Source organism: Aeromonas sp. Marseille-Q5825 (genome assembly GCF_946892685.1).
In the GTDB taxonomy this organism is placed as follows: Bacteria; Pseudomonadota; Gammaproteobacteria; order Enterobacterales; family Aeromonadaceae; genus Aeromonas; species Aeromonas rivipollensis.
Genome location: NZ_CAMPOU010000004.1, coordinates 300,983 through 314,653 on the forward strand (window position 1 = coordinate 300,983; position 13,671 = coordinate 314,653).

The window sequence follows — 13,671 nt, forward strand, 5'->3', positions numbered from 1 at the left end:
CCGTGATCGCAGGTAACGAAAGCATGAGACAGGAAAAATGATCAAAAGTGCCATTTATCTCATCGGTATCTGCCTGATGCTGACAGGGTGCGAACAGAGCTCACTTCCCGGCCAGCAGATCCGCCTCGCCAACCAGGGCTTGCTGAGTGCGGATCTCGCGAGCTCCGGCAAGCAGGCAATAGTCTCCAGCCTGGCCCAGGGCACAGTGGTCTGGGATCTGGAACAGGGCAAGGAACGCTGGCGCTGGCGCCAGAGCGAGGACCAGGAAGAGTTCGTCACCCTCACCCGCTTCTCCCCGGGCGACAGCCACGCCATCACGGCCACCCAGCGCACCTTTGCCATCTGGCGCCTGCAAGATGGTCGCTCCCAAGGCTACTATTCACTTCCTGAATCCAGCCTGAGGGATGCGGCACTCTCGGCCGATGGTCGTCTGGTGCTGATCGGCCGTGAAGATGGCAAGGCGGAGCTGGTGGATACCCGCACCGGGCGCAGGCTGCAGTTCCTCGGCCATACCGAGCAGGTCAATACGGTGGATCTCTCCGCCAATGGCCGCTACGCCCTCACCGGCGGCAACGACTACAGCGCCTATCTGTGGGATACTCGCAGCGGCCAGGTGGTGTGGCGTTTCAATCATGGTGGCCGGGTGGTGATGGCGAGGCTGGATCCGGCGGGGCGCTTCGCCTTCACCGCCGACAGCCGTCAGGCCAGCATCTGGGATCTCAAGACCGGCAAGGAGGTGAGCCGGCTGCAGTTCGATCACCGCTTCGAGGTCTACACCAGCGCCCGGTTCGTCAAGGATGGCGACTGGCTCGTCACCGGCGCCCCCTCACGCCAGCTCTCCCTGTGGCGGGTGAGCGATGGCAGCCTGCTGCAAAGCTGGCGCGTCTCCCCCCATCCCAAGGTGAAACCACCGAGCGCTGTGGTCTATGGCGTGGCTTTGCGCGACAATGGCCATCTCGTCAGCGCCAGCTCCAGTGGCCTGGCCGAAATCTGGACTATCAAGTAAGGACCAAAAGGCCCATGAGTCAGCAAGTTAACGATCGTCTCGAGACCCTGGAAAGCCGTCTCGCCTATGCCGAATACACGGTGGAGCAACTCAACGAAGAGGTGACCACCCAGGGCCGTGAACTCGACCGGCTCAAGCATCAGATCCAGCTGCTGGTGGACAAGCTGCAGAGCGTGCAGCCGAGCCAGATCGCCAGCATGGCCGAAGAGACGCCGCCACCGCACTACTGAGTGCGCCGCCATAAAAAAACCCGCACGCAGCGGGTTTTTTCATCTTGCCAGTCGGCAGATCAGTGCTGATGACCTTTGCCACCGCAACCACCGCCGCCACAGCAACCGCCGTGACCTTGCTCGTCGCCGTGGTCATGACCGTGATCGTGGCCGTGACCGCCGCAGCAACCGCCGTGGTCATGGTCGTGATCGTGACCGTGGTCATGGCCATGATCGTGACCGCAGCCACCGGCACCGTGCACGTGGCCGTGAGCCAGCTCTTCGGCAGTGGCGGCACGCACGTCCTTGATCTCGACCTTGAAGCCCAGGGTCACACCGGCCAGCGGATGGTTGCCATCCACCTTGATGAACTCTTCGGAGACTTCGATGACGGTCACCGGACGGTGGCCATCGTCGGTCTCGGCCACAAAAGTATCCCCTTCAGACACTTCCATGCCATCGAACAGCTCGCCGGGCACTTCTTGCACCAGGTTTTCGTCATACTCGCCATAGGCCTGGTTCGGCGTCAGGGTGACGTCGAACGCCTCGCCCACGCTGCGGCCTTCCAGCTCGGCTTCGAGGCCGGAGACCAGATAACGGGTACCGTGCAGATACACCAGAGGCTCTTTACCGACAGTGGTGTCGATGACTTCACCGTGTTCGTCGGTGACCGTGTATTCCAGCGTAACCACGCTCAGGGGAGCTACTTTCATGTCAGGGATCCTGCGGATAGAAAAAAACGGGCCCAGAATACCTTAAAAAGGTGGCCAAGCATATGATCTGCCCCGCTCCGCCATGCTGAAAAAGTCAGCAGTCCAGAACGAGCCTGGTCCCACCCCGGGTATTACCAAGAGGCCCCGCGCTCGGGGCTAAGCACGCTGATTGCCCGTTCGGCCTCACGGATGACCTTGTCAACCTCGGCCATTCGGCTCTCTCTTACTCGGGGCGGAACACCCCTATGACCTGTTCGGCCTCCCGGGTCGCCTTGTCCACCTCGGCCTGGGTCTGCACCTGGGTATCCCCGCAGTCGACACAGGTCACCTTCTCGACTCCATGCTCCATATACAGCATCATGGTGTCCATCTTGCCGCACGCCGGGCAAACCGCACCGGCAATGAAGCGCTTTTTACGTCTGGTTTCCATTTTTGTTACCTCCAGGCAGCATCATATCAGGGTTTTTACATGCATTACGCCATCGAATATCAGCATTTTTCCACTCCTTGCCTGCAGGTCGGCCCCCGCAAACGCTCCCCTCTGGGTCAGCTGCTGCGCGTCACCCGGGGTGCGGCACTGCTGAGACTCGGCTCCCATGAGCTGTTGCTGACGGCGGGCAGCCACTTCTGGCTGTGCGCCGATGCCCTCGCCGCCTTCACTCCCCTGGCGGGTTGTCAGCATGATCGGCTGACCTGCTCGGTGCGGGTGGCGCAACCGGCCCAGGCAGGCTGGTTGCAACCCACCCCGCTGATGGACGCCCTGCTGGACAGCCTGGCCGCCTGGTCCCGGCCCCGTGACTGGCAGGAGGCCTATGGCCACCGTCTGCGGGTCATAGGGGACGAGCTGCAGGCGTGCGCCATCCTGGCGCAGGCGGATCAGCCGCTGCAAGGTGCCTGGCGCGCCCTGGCTGGTCAGTCTGAAGGCAAAGCCGCGGCCTGGCAGGCTTGCCTCGCCGAGCGCGGCATCGAGGATCCCGCCCTGGCGGCCGATGCGCTCGGTGCCCAGTGGCAGTTGCTGCAGGGGGTGCGCCTGCTCAGAAGTGGCAGCAAGCCGGCCCAGGTGGTGGCAAAGCTCGGTTACCGGGATGAACAGGCTTTGGCGCAGGCGTGCCAGCACTGGCTCGGGCTGACGCTGGAGGCGGTGGCCTCCGCCCAGTGAGCCGGACGAGAAAATAAATGGTGGTGACAGGGTCCAGTTTTGCGGCTCGCGGTCGCTAATAACAAAGGAGTCATCCTTGTCACCATCCTCTATGCTGAACACCAGATTGACCGTCACCGATTAGATCAACAGGACATCCGCCATGACGAGCAAGGCCAACCAATCCCAGGGCATGTTGCTGTTTCACCTCTCTGCCAGGCAATCCTTCGCCATCGGCACCCTCAAGGTGAAGGAGATAGTCCCCTACACCCAGCTCACCGCCCTGCCCCATTCGCACCCGACCGTGCTCGGGGCGGCCAGCATGCGGGGCACCACCATCCCCGTGATCGACATGGCGATGGCGGTGGGCTATCGCCCGATCAGCCGGGAGGAGATGCCCAACTGCTTCATCATCATCACGGATTGCCGCCGCACCCTGGTGGGCTTCCTGGTGCGGGGCATCGACAAGATCACCGAGTGCAACTGGCGTGACATAGAGCCGCCGCCCCCTTCCCTCGGTCAGAACGTCTTCGTCACCGGGGTGACCAAGGTGGGCGAGCAGCTGATCCAGCTGCTGGACGTGGAGTTGATCCTGTCCCGGGTCTATCCGGACGATCCCAGCCACCTCTACCCCGTGCTGACCGATGTGCAGCGCGAACGGCTCAAGCCGATGCGGATCCTGCTGGTGGACGACTCCTCCGTCGCCCGCCGCCAGCTGATGGCGGCCCTCGATTACATCAACATTCCCTACGAGGTGTGCACCAACGGGCGCGACGCCCTCAGCCTGATGCAGGCCAGGGTCGCCCAGGGCAGCCGGATCGACATACTGGTGAGCGACATAGAGATGCCGGGGCTGGACGGTTACGAGCTGGCCTTCGAGGTGCAGAGCGACCCCAGGCTGGCGGAGGCTTACATCATCCTGCACACCTCCCTCTCCAGCGAGATCAGCGTGGAGCGGGCCCATCAGGTCGGCGCCCACGAGGCACTGACCAAGTTTGAAGCCAACGAGCTGATCCAGGCCATGCTGCGCGGCGCCGAACACCACGACCGCCTGCCCGCCTGATACCGCGGCGGGCCATGGGCTCGCCGCCCCTTTCCTCTTCTGCTGCCCCGAGTCGTTGCATGCTGACAGAAAGCCACTTTCACGCCCCCTGGTGGGCCCGCAATGCCCACCTGCAGACCATATTGCCGAAGTGGCTGCGCCGCACGCCGGCCCGCTTCATCCCGGAACGGTTCGAACTCGCGGATGGGGACTTCGTCGACCTCGCCTGGAGCGGGGCCATCAGCCAGGATGAGCGGCCACTGCTGGTGCTGTTTCACGGTCTGGAGGGCAGCATTCACTCCCACTATGCCAAGGGACTGTTTGCCCATCTGCAGCGGCAGGGGAACGACGCCGTGCTGATGCATTTTCGGGGGTGCAGCGGCGAGCCGAACCGGCTGCTGCGGGCCTATCACTCCGGCGCCATCGAGGATGCAGAGGCGCTGATCGCCGAGCTGGGTCGCCGTTTTCCCGGCAAGCCGCTGGTCGCCATCGGCTACTCCCTGGGGGGCAACATGCTGGTCAATCTGCTGGCGCGGGCCTGTCCGGATGAACTGACCGCCGCCGTGGTGATCTCGGCGCCGCTGCAGCTGGCGAGCTGCGCCGACAGGGTCAATCAGGGGTTCTCACGGGTCTATCAGAGTTACTTGCTGCGCACCATGAGGGCCAATCTGCTGCGCAAGATCCGCCAACAAGCCGCAGCTCGCTGGCAACCGGAGCAGGTGAGCCGCATCGCTACCCTGCGCGACTTCGACGAGCAGGTCACGGCCCCGCTCCATGGTTTCGACAGCGCCGATCACTACTATCAGACCTGCTCCGGCCTTGATCTCCTGGCACGCATCACCATCCCGACCCTGATCATCCACGCCGCCGACGATCCCTTCATGACAGGGGCCGTGATCCCCAGACCGGAGCAACTCTCACCAATGGTGCGCTACGAGCTGAGCCGGCGCGGTGGCCACGTGGGCTTCCTGCACGGTACCCCCTGGCGCCCCCGCTTCTGGCTGGAGGAGCGCATCAGCCAGTGGCTGCGGGAACAGACTCAGGATGCCCGGCGGTAGCAGTTGCGCCCTGCGCCCTTGGCTTCATAGAGGGCGCCGTCCACCCGCTCGAGCAGCATGACCAGGCTCTCCCCCTGACGCCACTGGGCTATCCCCTGGCTCAGGGTGAGATGGGGATCCACCTCTGAGGCTGCGTGAGGCAGCGCCCGGGCGGCCAGGGTGGCGCGGATCCGCTGTGCGACCCGCTCGCCGGCGGCCAGGTCCGTCTCCTGCAGCAACACCACGAACTCCTCCCCGCCGTAACGGGCCACCAGATCGCCGGGTTCCCGCACGCTCTCCTCTAGGCACTCTGCCACCAGGATCAGGCACTCATCTCCCGCCTGATGGCCGTAGTGGTCGTTGTATCGCTTGAAGAAATCCACATCCAGCAGGATCACAGTGAAGGGTGTCTCCAGCGTCGTGCCCTGTGCGATGGCGTTTTTGCAGACCTGATCGAAGTGTCGGCGGTTGGCGAGCCCGGTCAAAGGATCCCTGTGGGCCATGGCATTCATCTTGCGCGCCAGCATCAGGTTGTCATATTCGCGCGACACCGCCAGCTCGAACCAGCCGTTGAGCATCCGCCGCCCCGTCTCCAGGATGATCAACAAGCCACCGGCCGCCAGCCAGTGCACAGTGACGGACGGCACCATCACCCAGTGCTCCTCGAACAGCAGGAAGATCAGGGGCGGAGCACTCAGGCTATAGAAGACGCGCCACTCGTAATAGAAGGCGATCAGGGCCGTCAGCAGCAACAGGCTGACCATGTTGAATGCCAGGCTGAACCCCCCTCTGAGCTCTATGGTGGCAATGGCATAGGCCGTCATCGCCCAGGCCAGTCCCCACAACATGGCGCAGCCCCAGAGCCAGGGCTGCCATCTCTGTGTTCCCTGGCGAGAGAACCAGCGCCAGCCCAGGGGCGGCAGCACGCTCGCCAGCAGCACCAGGGCAATCTGATACTCATAGCGCCAGGGCAGCCCATCGATCGCCACCAGCCGGGCATCCTGATAGAGATAGAAGCGAGCCAGCAGATAGAGGATCGCCAACTGGTTGATGACCCAGAACCAGCGCAGCCCCGCGCTCAGGGCACGCCGACGCGTATCATTAAGGTGCTGGTCGAACTGACTGGTGGGGCGGCGCTGTTCAGCTGATGCCATGGGAACCCTCGCTCAGGTCCAGATAAACTCCTTGCGCTTGCCGGTCAGACACCGACAATATCCGTATCGCTATGACTGAAGATGAAATCATGATTATCCCTTGGCAAGAACTGGATCCAGATACCCTCAACAACCTGCTCGAGCATTTCGTCCTGCAAGAAGGCACCGAATACGGCGAACAGGATGTCAGCCTGGCCGACAAGGTTGAAGAGGTCAGACAACAATTACTACAAGGTAGTGCCGTGCTCGTCTACAGCGAGTTGCACGAGAGTGTCAACGTCGTGCCCAAGACGCATTTGAGCAATGCGCCGAGCGACGACTTTCCGGCAGAATGACACAAGAGAAGGAACGCAAGCTGAACAACGTCCGCACTGGCCCCGCCAAGCACGGCGGTGCGGCGCTCAGTTCAGGGGGAAGAGGGGCGGCTCGCCCGATGAGGTTGGCGTTTCAAATCGGCTTATTTTTTGCCTCCGTCGCCGACTGTCTCGGCGCCGATGGAGACCAGCCGCCGAGGGGCATGGGGGCTCATGATGGCGCCCACGCAGCAAGGCTGCACTTGACCGCACTTTGAACCTGCCTTTATAACGGAACTCCCAAGGAAGAGAGAATTCTATGTCGGCCAAGCATCCCATCATTGCGGTTACCGGTTCGTCCGGTGCCGGCACCTCCACCTCCACCAACGCCTTCCGCTCCATGTTCCATCAGCTCGGATACAAGGCGGCCGTGGTCGAGGGGGACAGTTTTCACCGCTATACCCGGCCCGAGATGGACGTGGCGATCCGCAAGGCGCGCGAGCAAGGGCGCCACATCAGCTACTTCGGCCCCGAGGCCAACGACTTCGGCCTGCTGGAATCCTTTTTCCAGGAGTACGGTCAGAGCGGCAGCGGCCAGTACAGACGCTACCTGCACAGCTTCGACGAGGCGGTGCCCTTCAACCAGATGCCTGGCACCTTCACCCCCTGGCAGGCGTTGCCGGGGGAGACGGATCTGCTGTTCTACGAAGGGCTGCATGGCGGCGTGGTGACCGGCGAACACAATGTGGCCCGTCACGTGGACTTTCTCATCGGCGTGGTGCCCATCGTCAACCTGGAGTGGATCCAGAAGCTCATTCGCGACACCTCGGAGCGCGGGCATTCGCGCGAGGCGGTGACCGACTCCATAGTCCGCTCCATGGATGACTACATCAACTTCATCACGCCGCAGTTCTCCCGCACCCACATCAACTTCCAGCGGGTGCCGACGGTGGACACCTCCAACCCCTTCAGCGCCAAGGTGATACCCAGCCTGGACGAGAGTATGCTGGTGATCCGGTTTCGGGGCATCAAGCAGGTGGACTTCCCCTACCTGCTGTCGATGATAGACGGGGCCTTCATGTCCAGAATGAATACCATAGTGGTGCCGGGGGGCAAGATGGGTTTCGCGATGGAGCTGATCCTGCGCCCCCTGATCCAGCAACTGTTAGAAACCGGCAAGATCACCTGAGCCAAGGAGCTTATGATGCGCGGTGCACTTCTCTCATTCACACTGGCAGCCCTGCTGGGCGGTTGCAGCACTGGCCCCGCCGCCCCCACGGTCGAGACGGGCACCATGGTGGTCCGCCCGGCAGAAAACTGGGCCTACGGGGCGACGCCACGCTATGCGCTGGCGGAGCAGTTCCAGTACGCGGGCAACAGCGCCGCGCCCTGGCTGGAGCCGGTGCAGCAGGCCGTCACCCAGGCGCTCGATGGCAAGGGCTGGCGCAGCGTGCCCCTCGATGAGGCCGACGTCTGGGTCGCCATCGGGGTGGCGGGTAGCCAGGACATGAGCGATGGGGAGATATTCTCCCGAATCGGCATGACCCCTGGCCTGAATGCCGCCGCCGATGCCCGCAAGGGTACCCTGGCCATACTGCTGATCGACAGGCGCACCCAGCAAAGCGTCTGGAGCAGCGCCATCCAGCTCGCCAGCGACGTGCCCGTCGCCGAGGACGAGCGCAGCCAGCTTAGCCAGCAGCTCGCCGCTCAACTCCTGGACTCCCTGCCCGCTCAATGAGCGCCCCATAACACAACGGCCTGCTTCAAGCAGGCCGTTGTGGATACACGCCGTTGCACGGCATGACGATTACTTCAGTTCGCAGGTCAGCAGAGTCACGCCGTTCTTGACCAGAGTGGCCTGTTTTTCCTGATGGGAGAAGGTGGTCACCCCATCGGAATAGCTGGCGGTCTCTTTGGGTGACTCGATGCGACCCAGCTTGTGATAGACCCCGGCATAAGGGAACTGCACCATGTCGGCCTGGGCATCATAGGTGATGGCCAACAACTCTTCCCCGCACTGATACTGGCTGTATTGATACTGGGTGGGCTGCGGCATGCTGCAGGCAGCCAGCCCGAACAGGGGAAGCAACATCATTATCTTTTTCATCGCACTTTCCTTATGTCATGGCGTTATCGACGGGACAAACTACAACTATCAAGCTTCAACGATTTGATAACTATGGGTAATTTCTACCGCTTTTTCCAACATCAGGGAAACGGAACAATACTTCTCCATCGACAAGTCGACCGCGCGGGCAACCTGTTTCTCGGCCAGCCCCTTGCCGGTCACGACGAACTTGAGGTGGATCTTCTCGAACACCCGGGGCACTGAGTCAGCACGGGCCCCTTCCAGCTCCACATGACAGGCGGTCACGCTCTGGCGCGCCTTCTCCAGAATGGAGACCACGTCGATGGAGCTGCAGCCACCGACAGCCAGCAGGATCATCTCCATCGGGCTGGCACCTTCGCCCGGGTTGGCGCCGTCCAGCGTCACCTGATGACCGGACTCGCTCTCGCCCACAAACTTCATGCCTTCCACCCAGCTGACCTTGGCTTTCATCTCACATTTCCTCTCAATGACGACGGTTCTGACGCCCATAGCATACCTCAAGCAGGGGTCGAGTGGCACATGCCCCGTCACGTTGCGCCACTCCCGGTTTCATGACCGCCGAGTCCCGGCGCCGCGACTTGTTCCGAAACCGCGGCAGACCCTGAAGGAAATAGATCGAAATCAACATATCTCCCCCCCTTCTTGCCTAGAATGGCCCGGACGGCGCAGCAGATCGATGCACACAGATGGACACCAAAGTCCCAAAGCCTTGTCAGCACAGACAAAGGCTCTTATTCTACTGCGACCAAAGACTAAGGAATGGCAAGCTTGGCAACTTGCCTGGACGCACAGTCCATAAAAATGACACTACAGAGGAAGTCTCATGATCATTGGCAAACCGCAAAGCGATCCCACCCTCGAGTGGTTCTTGTCGCATTGCCACATTCATAAGTATCCCGCCAAGAGCACCCTTATTCACGCCGGTGAAAAAGCGGAAACCCTCTACTACATCGTCAAGGGTACAGTCGCCGTCCTGATCAAGGATGACGAGGGCAAGGAGATGATCCTCTCCTACCTGAATCAGGGGGATTTCCTGGGCGAGATGGGGATGTTCGAAGAGAACGAGAATCCGGAGCGTTCCGCCTGGGTACGTGCCAAAGGCGCCTGTGAAGTCGCCGAGATCTCCTACAAGAAGTTCCGCCAGCTGATCCAGGTCAACCCGGACATCCTGTTGCGCCTCTCCGGCCAGATGGCCAAGCGCCTGCAGCACACCAGCCAGAAGGTCGGCAACCTCGCCTTCCTGGACGTGACCGGCCGGATTGCCCAGACCCTGCTGAACCTGGCCAAGCAGCCGGACGCCATGACCCACCCGGATGGCATGCAGATCAAGATCACCCGCCAGGAGATAGGCCAGATCGTCGGCTGCTCTCGCGAAACCGTCGGCCGCATCCTCAAGATGCTGGAAGAGCAGGAGCTCATCTCGGCCCACGGCAAGACCATAGTGGTGTTTGGCACCCGCTGACCGGGTTCCCCGACGGCTCAGCATAGGGCCGTTGGATAAAAAAGGCTGCCACGGCAGCCTTTTCTGATCTCCTCCCCTATAATCCCGCACGCCCTTCCCCGGCCTCAACCAAGCGAGTGTGTATGCATCTTCAATGTCCCCTGTGCCGCAGCCCCCTGCATCTTCATGAAGCCTCCCGCGGGGTCTATTGCGACAACAAGCACCATTTCGATCCGGCCCCGGAAGGTTATCTGGATCTCATCCCGGGCAAGAAGGATCCCAAGGACAGCGACAGCCGTGCCCTGCTGCGCGCCAAGCGCCGCTTCCTGGAGCAGGGACACCAGTTGCCCCTGGTGGAGGCCATGGCGGCCCTGCTGGCTCCGCTCGGCGAGCGCGAACTGATCCATCTCGGCTGTGGTGAGGGGTACTACTGCCGCGCCCTGGCTGAGCGCCTGCCGGGCTGGCAATTTGGCGGCCTCGATCTGGCCAAGAACGCCATCTTCGCCGCCAACAAGGCGCAACCCGACGGCCATTTCGTCATCGCCGATCCGGCCAAGGCGCCGCTGCTGGCTGGCTCAGCCCAGGTGCTGCTGGTCAACGACCTCAAGATCAAGACAGAGCTGCTGGTCAGCCTGCTGACCCCGGGCGGCTACCTGCTTCACCTGCAACCCGGCCCGCGCCACCAGTGGCAGCTGAGGGTCAGCCTCAACCCGGTGAGCATGGAGCACCCCCTCAGCTGGCCAGCCCTGGCCGGGCTAGTCCCCGTTGAGCGGCAACGCTGCCAGTTCTCCATGACCATGGATCAGAGTCTGCGCGCCCATGTGCTGGAAACCAGCCGCCTTGGCTGGCGTGCTGGCGGTGAACAGCGTCACGCCTTCACCCAGCAAGGGCCGGACGAGCTTGAACAGGATCTGCTGCTGAGCCTGTGGCAAAAACCGCTCTGAATCCCATGAAAAAAGGCCCGTACGGGCCTTTTTTTATTTGGCGTCTCAGCCAGTGGCAATGCGTTCTCTCACGGCAATGAAGGAGCGACCCCCTTACTCGAGCGGGCGCCCGTTGACGGTGAAGGAGAGATCCACTTCCGGCGCCGATATGGACCTCTGATCCAGGGTCCCGGCGGCGCAGATCACGGCGGCGCCCCGTGGCTCGCTGGCCGTGGGCACATTGACATGGAACTTGTTCATCAGGTTGGCATTTAGCCGGTGATTGGCCAGCCGGAAGTGCAGCAAGCCCTCCCGGGTCTCCACCTGCAGCTGGCAATCTCCCGCCCCGATCCGCTCGCCGTCATCCCCATAGCTGAAGCCGTAAGCGCCATGCAGGGCCGGATAGAGGTAGCTCGGCAAGAGCCCGCGAGGATCGTAGTAGCCCACCAGGGTCGTCACCGGCACCCCGAATGCCTGTGGCTTACGCGATACCCGTGCATCCGCCACCGGCCCTTCGTTCCAGCGGCTGCCGTCCGAGGTGTAGCTCTTCTTGAAACCGCGGGAGAGGGTGATCTGCTGACCGTTGATGAAGAGGATGCTGTTGTAGCCGGCACCGTGCTCCAGGGTCAGGATACGCCCCGCATTCCCGGCAGCAGCAGGGGGCACCTGGATGTTGCGCGTCCAGTTGCCGTCCCACATGGCTACCTTGACCAGATCATACTCCGCCAGCAGGGCCGCCAGCTTCACCTCGCTCAGATCCTTGATAGGTGCGCTGATCTGCTCCAGCTGCTCGACCCTGTGCTGATAGGGCACCATGGTGGCGGTGGCAGCATCCCACTTGCGAAATCCGGTCGGGGAAGCGGCATCGAACACCGCCTTGCTCTCGAGGAAGCGCTGGATGATGGCGGCCGAATTCGGGGTGTAGAGGGTAAAGCGGTTGAAGCCGGAGAAGGGCGATCCACCCGCCATGGCATCGAAACCGAACGAGTGCCCCTCGAAAGGCGGCTGGCACTGACCGTCGAGGCAGGCGCTCTGGCCGCTGCGGGCGACGCCGAAGTTGGGAATGAAGCGATTGCGATCCCCATCCCAGCCCCAGCTCGAATTGACTGCCTCGGCGCTGCGGTGCACCGAGCCCTGGAAGCCGCCGACATAGTGGCCCAGGCCATAGTTGTGGCCCACCTCATGGCTGAATTCGTTGCCCAGAGAGGCGTCGAGCGTGACTATGCCGCCTCCGCCCGAACCACCGTGCACCTGCACGCCGTTGGCGTACTTGCCACGGCTGTTATGGGCCGCCAGCTGGGCCACCACATAGGGATGGCTGCTCTCCCCCTCACCGGCGGTGCTGTTGATACCGTAGTTCGCATTGTCTATCCCGTGGGAGATCAGCTCCTTGCCGATGCGCTGGCGCATGGTGCCCTCGTGCCAGCCGCCCTGGCCGGGATCGAAGTCGGTGAGCAGGGTGCCGTTTGGCAGCATCACCTCCGGCAGCGACAGGGGAGCATACTGGCTGACAATCAGCCGGCTGGTCGGCACCGTCTGGAAGTACTCGCGATGGGCTTCGGGATCCCTGGCGAAGGCAAACTGATCTCGGGGAGTAGTCAGCATGCCAAGGTCTATGGTGTGGATGAGCAGCTCGCTCGGGGCACCGATGGCGAGACCCGTCAGCTCGCCGCCGAGGCTTCCCTGATTGAACTGCAGGCTCAGGCCTGGGCGGATCCAGTCCGCTGGCAGCACGGCGCTCCAGGTGTCGGTCGCATAGCGGATGCCATTGTTCTCGAGCTCCCCGTCACGGATCCACTGACCGCCCACGAACTTGAGCTGCAGAACCTGACCGCGGGAGAGGATCACCTGCCGACCACTGTAATAAACGGTCGAATTGTAGCCAGCGCTGGAGACCAGCCGCACCATCTTGCCTTCCAGGGCGGCCCCCTCTGGCAGATAGATATCCCTGACCCATCGGCCATCGGCGGTCTTCACCTCCACCAGGGCATGCTGTCCCAGGCGATCCCGCAGCAAGGTCGCAGTGGCATCACCCAGCCGGGCCAACTCGGCACTGCTGCTGATGACATTGGTGGTCCCCGCCGCCGGGGTGAAGTCGACCCCCTCTTCCGGCGAACCATCGAGGTAATAGGCCGTCTTCGGTAACTGCTCGGGCGGGTTGAGGTTGAGCGTCCCTAGGGTCTGTCCGGCGCCATCTCGCGCCGTCACCGTCATAGGCACGCCGGTCTCGGCTTGCAAGGGCCTGACCAGCAGCAGGCTCTTGCGCAGGGCGGTCAGCCTGGGCTGGCTGTCCCCTTCTGCGGCATGGGCCGGCAGGATCTGGCTCTGGGCGAATTGAACCTGCGCCGCCAAGGATCCTTGCAGATCGTTGGTCGGTGGCTGGGTATTGAAGGGCAAGGAGGTGGGAGCCTGAACGGCAGCCAACAGAGGGCCGCTCGCCAGGGCGGCCATGATGAGGCTGGCTAACTGTGTTTTTTTCATTGTTATGGTTCTCATTGTGATGGGCATGTCCACATGCCCTGTTGCAGGAAGCGTGACAGCATGGACGCCGGCTGCCGGGTCCTGCACCCGGCGAATTCGGTTCAGCTTGCCCTGCGGCGCCATG

At 62.5% G+C, this 13,671-nt stretch carries 16 protein-coding genes; 10 read left to right on the forward strand and 6 right to left on the reverse strand.

The window, feature by feature from the left end:
* The first annotated feature begins 37 nt into the window (after window positions 1-37).
* On the forward strand, window positions 38-1,006 hold the full coding sequence (locus OC537_RS11985) for a WD40 repeat domain-containing protein (RefSeq protein WP_262111518.1): 969 nt from the start codon (window positions 38-40) through the stop codon (window positions 1,004-1,006).
* A 14-nt stretch (window positions 1,007-1,020) separates the two neighbouring features.
* Window positions 1,021-1,236, forward strand: coding sequence for a SlyX family protein (locus tag OC537_RS11990; RefSeq protein WP_005330500.1), 216 nt, complete (start codon window positions 1,021-1,023; stop codon window positions 1,234-1,236).
* Between the two features lie 59 nt (window positions 1,237-1,295).
* On the opposite strand, the gene slyD is transcribed toward OC537_RS11990, so the two are convergent.
* Together slyD and OC537_RS12000 are read right to left on the reverse strand one after the other, a co-directional pair.
* Window positions 1,296-1,928: a peptidylprolyl isomerase gene (slyD, locus tag OC537_RS11995; protein WP_139745959.1), complete on the reverse strand. Its 633-nt coding sequence runs from the start codon at window positions 1,926-1,928 to the stop codon at window positions 1,296-1,298.
* A 223-nt stretch (window positions 1,929-2,151) separates the two neighbouring features.
* Window positions 2,152-2,358, reverse strand: coding sequence for a YheV family putative zinc ribbon protein (locus tag OC537_RS12000; protein ID WP_033130616.1), 207 nt, complete (start codon window positions 2,356-2,358; stop codon window positions 2,152-2,154).
* Window positions 2,359-2,397: 39 nt separating this feature from the next.
* On the opposite strand from OC537_RS12000, the gene OC537_RS12005 reads away from it, so the two are divergent.
* From OC537_RS12005 to OC537_RS12015, 3 genes are all read left to right on the forward strand, one after another.
* On the forward strand, window positions 2,398-3,087 hold the full coding sequence (locus OC537_RS12005; RefSeq protein WP_262111524.1) for a hypothetical protein: 690 nt from the start codon (window positions 2,398-2,400) through the stop codon (window positions 3,085-3,087).
* A gap of 142 nt (window positions 3,088-3,229) precedes the next feature.
* Window positions 3,230-4,129: a chemotaxis protein CheV gene (locus tag OC537_RS12010; RefSeq protein WP_025328075.1), complete on the forward strand. Its 900-nt coding sequence runs from the start codon at window positions 3,230-3,232 to the stop codon at window positions 4,127-4,129.
* A gap of 59 nt (window positions 4,130-4,188) precedes the next feature.
* The gene (locus tag OC537_RS12015) at window positions 4,189-5,166 is read left to right on the forward strand and encodes a hydrolase (RefSeq protein ID WP_139745961.1); all 978 of its coding nucleotides are present in this window, start codon (window positions 4,189-4,191) and stop codon (window positions 5,164-5,166) included.
* Here OC537_RS12015 and OC537_RS12020 read toward each other — a convergent pair.
* The gene (locus tag OC537_RS12020) at window positions 5,148-6,299 is read right to left on the reverse strand and encodes a diguanylate cyclase (protein ID WP_139745962.1); all 1,152 of its coding nucleotides are present in this window, start codon (window positions 6,297-6,299) and stop codon (window positions 5,148-5,150) included. The two genes, OC537_RS12015 and OC537_RS12020, sit on opposite strands and share 19 nt — an antisense overlap.
* Before the next feature lie 89 nt (window positions 6,300-6,388).
* Between OC537_RS12020 and OC537_RS12025 the strand changes: the two genes are divergently transcribed.
* The 3 genes from OC537_RS12025 (at window position 6,389) to OC537_RS12035 (ending at window position 8,330) form a co-directional block, all read left to right on the forward strand.
* Window positions 6,389-6,634, forward strand: a complete 246-nt coding sequence (locus tag OC537_RS12025) for a YheU family protein (protein WP_111909821.1) — start codon at window positions 6,389-6,391, stop codon at window positions 6,632-6,634.
* Window positions 6,635-6,911: 277 nt separating this feature from the next.
* A complete protein-coding gene (locus tag OC537_RS12030) occupies window positions 6,912-7,781 on the forward strand; it encodes a phosphoribulokinase (protein WP_005330514.1) in 870 nt (289 codons plus the stop codon).
* 15 nt (window positions 7,782-7,796) lie between these two features.
* Window positions 7,797-8,330, forward strand: coding sequence for a DUF4136 domain-containing protein (locus OC537_RS12035; RefSeq protein ID WP_106885956.1), 534 nt, complete (start codon window positions 7,797-7,799; stop codon window positions 8,328-8,330).
* A gap of 69 nt (window positions 8,331-8,399) precedes the next feature.
* Here the strand turns inward: OC537_RS12035 and OC537_RS12040 are convergent, their stop codons facing one another.
* Window positions 8,400-8,699 (reverse strand): hypothetical protein, encoded by a 300-nt coding sequence (locus OC537_RS12040; RefSeq protein ID WP_025328080.1) that lies wholly within the window; start codon window positions 8,697-8,699, stop codon window positions 8,400-8,402.
* 48 nt (window positions 8,700-8,747) lie between these two features.
* On the reverse strand, window positions 8,748-9,152 hold the full coding sequence (locus tag OC537_RS12045) for an OsmC family protein (RefSeq protein WP_106885955.1): 405 nt from the start codon (window positions 9,150-9,152) through the stop codon (window positions 8,748-8,750).
* 373 nt (window positions 9,153-9,525) lie between these two features.
* Here OC537_RS12045 and crp point away from each other — a divergent pair, with 373 nt between their 5' ends.
* Both crp and OC537_RS12055 read left to right on the forward strand, forming a co-directional pair.
* Window positions 9,526-10,164 (forward strand): cAMP-activated global transcriptional regulator CRP, encoded by a 639-nt coding sequence (crp, locus tag OC537_RS12050; RefSeq protein WP_025328082.1) that lies wholly within the window; start codon window positions 9,526-9,528, stop codon window positions 10,162-10,164.
* A 122-nt stretch (window positions 10,165-10,286) separates the two neighbouring features.
* The gene (locus OC537_RS12055) at window positions 10,287-11,087 is read left to right on the forward strand and encodes a putative RNA methyltransferase (RefSeq protein WP_262111536.1); all 801 of its coding nucleotides are present in this window, start codon (window positions 10,287-10,289) and stop codon (window positions 11,085-11,087) included.
* A 93-nt stretch (window positions 11,088-11,180) separates the two neighbouring features.
* Here the strand turns inward: OC537_RS12055 and OC537_RS12060 are convergent, their stop codons facing one another.
* Window positions 11,181-13,547 (reverse strand): M66 family metalloprotease, encoded by a 2,367-nt coding sequence (locus tag OC537_RS12060; RefSeq protein ID WP_410050476.1) that lies wholly within the window; start codon window positions 13,545-13,547, stop codon window positions 11,181-11,183.
* Window positions 13,548-13,671 lie beyond the last annotated feature (124 nt).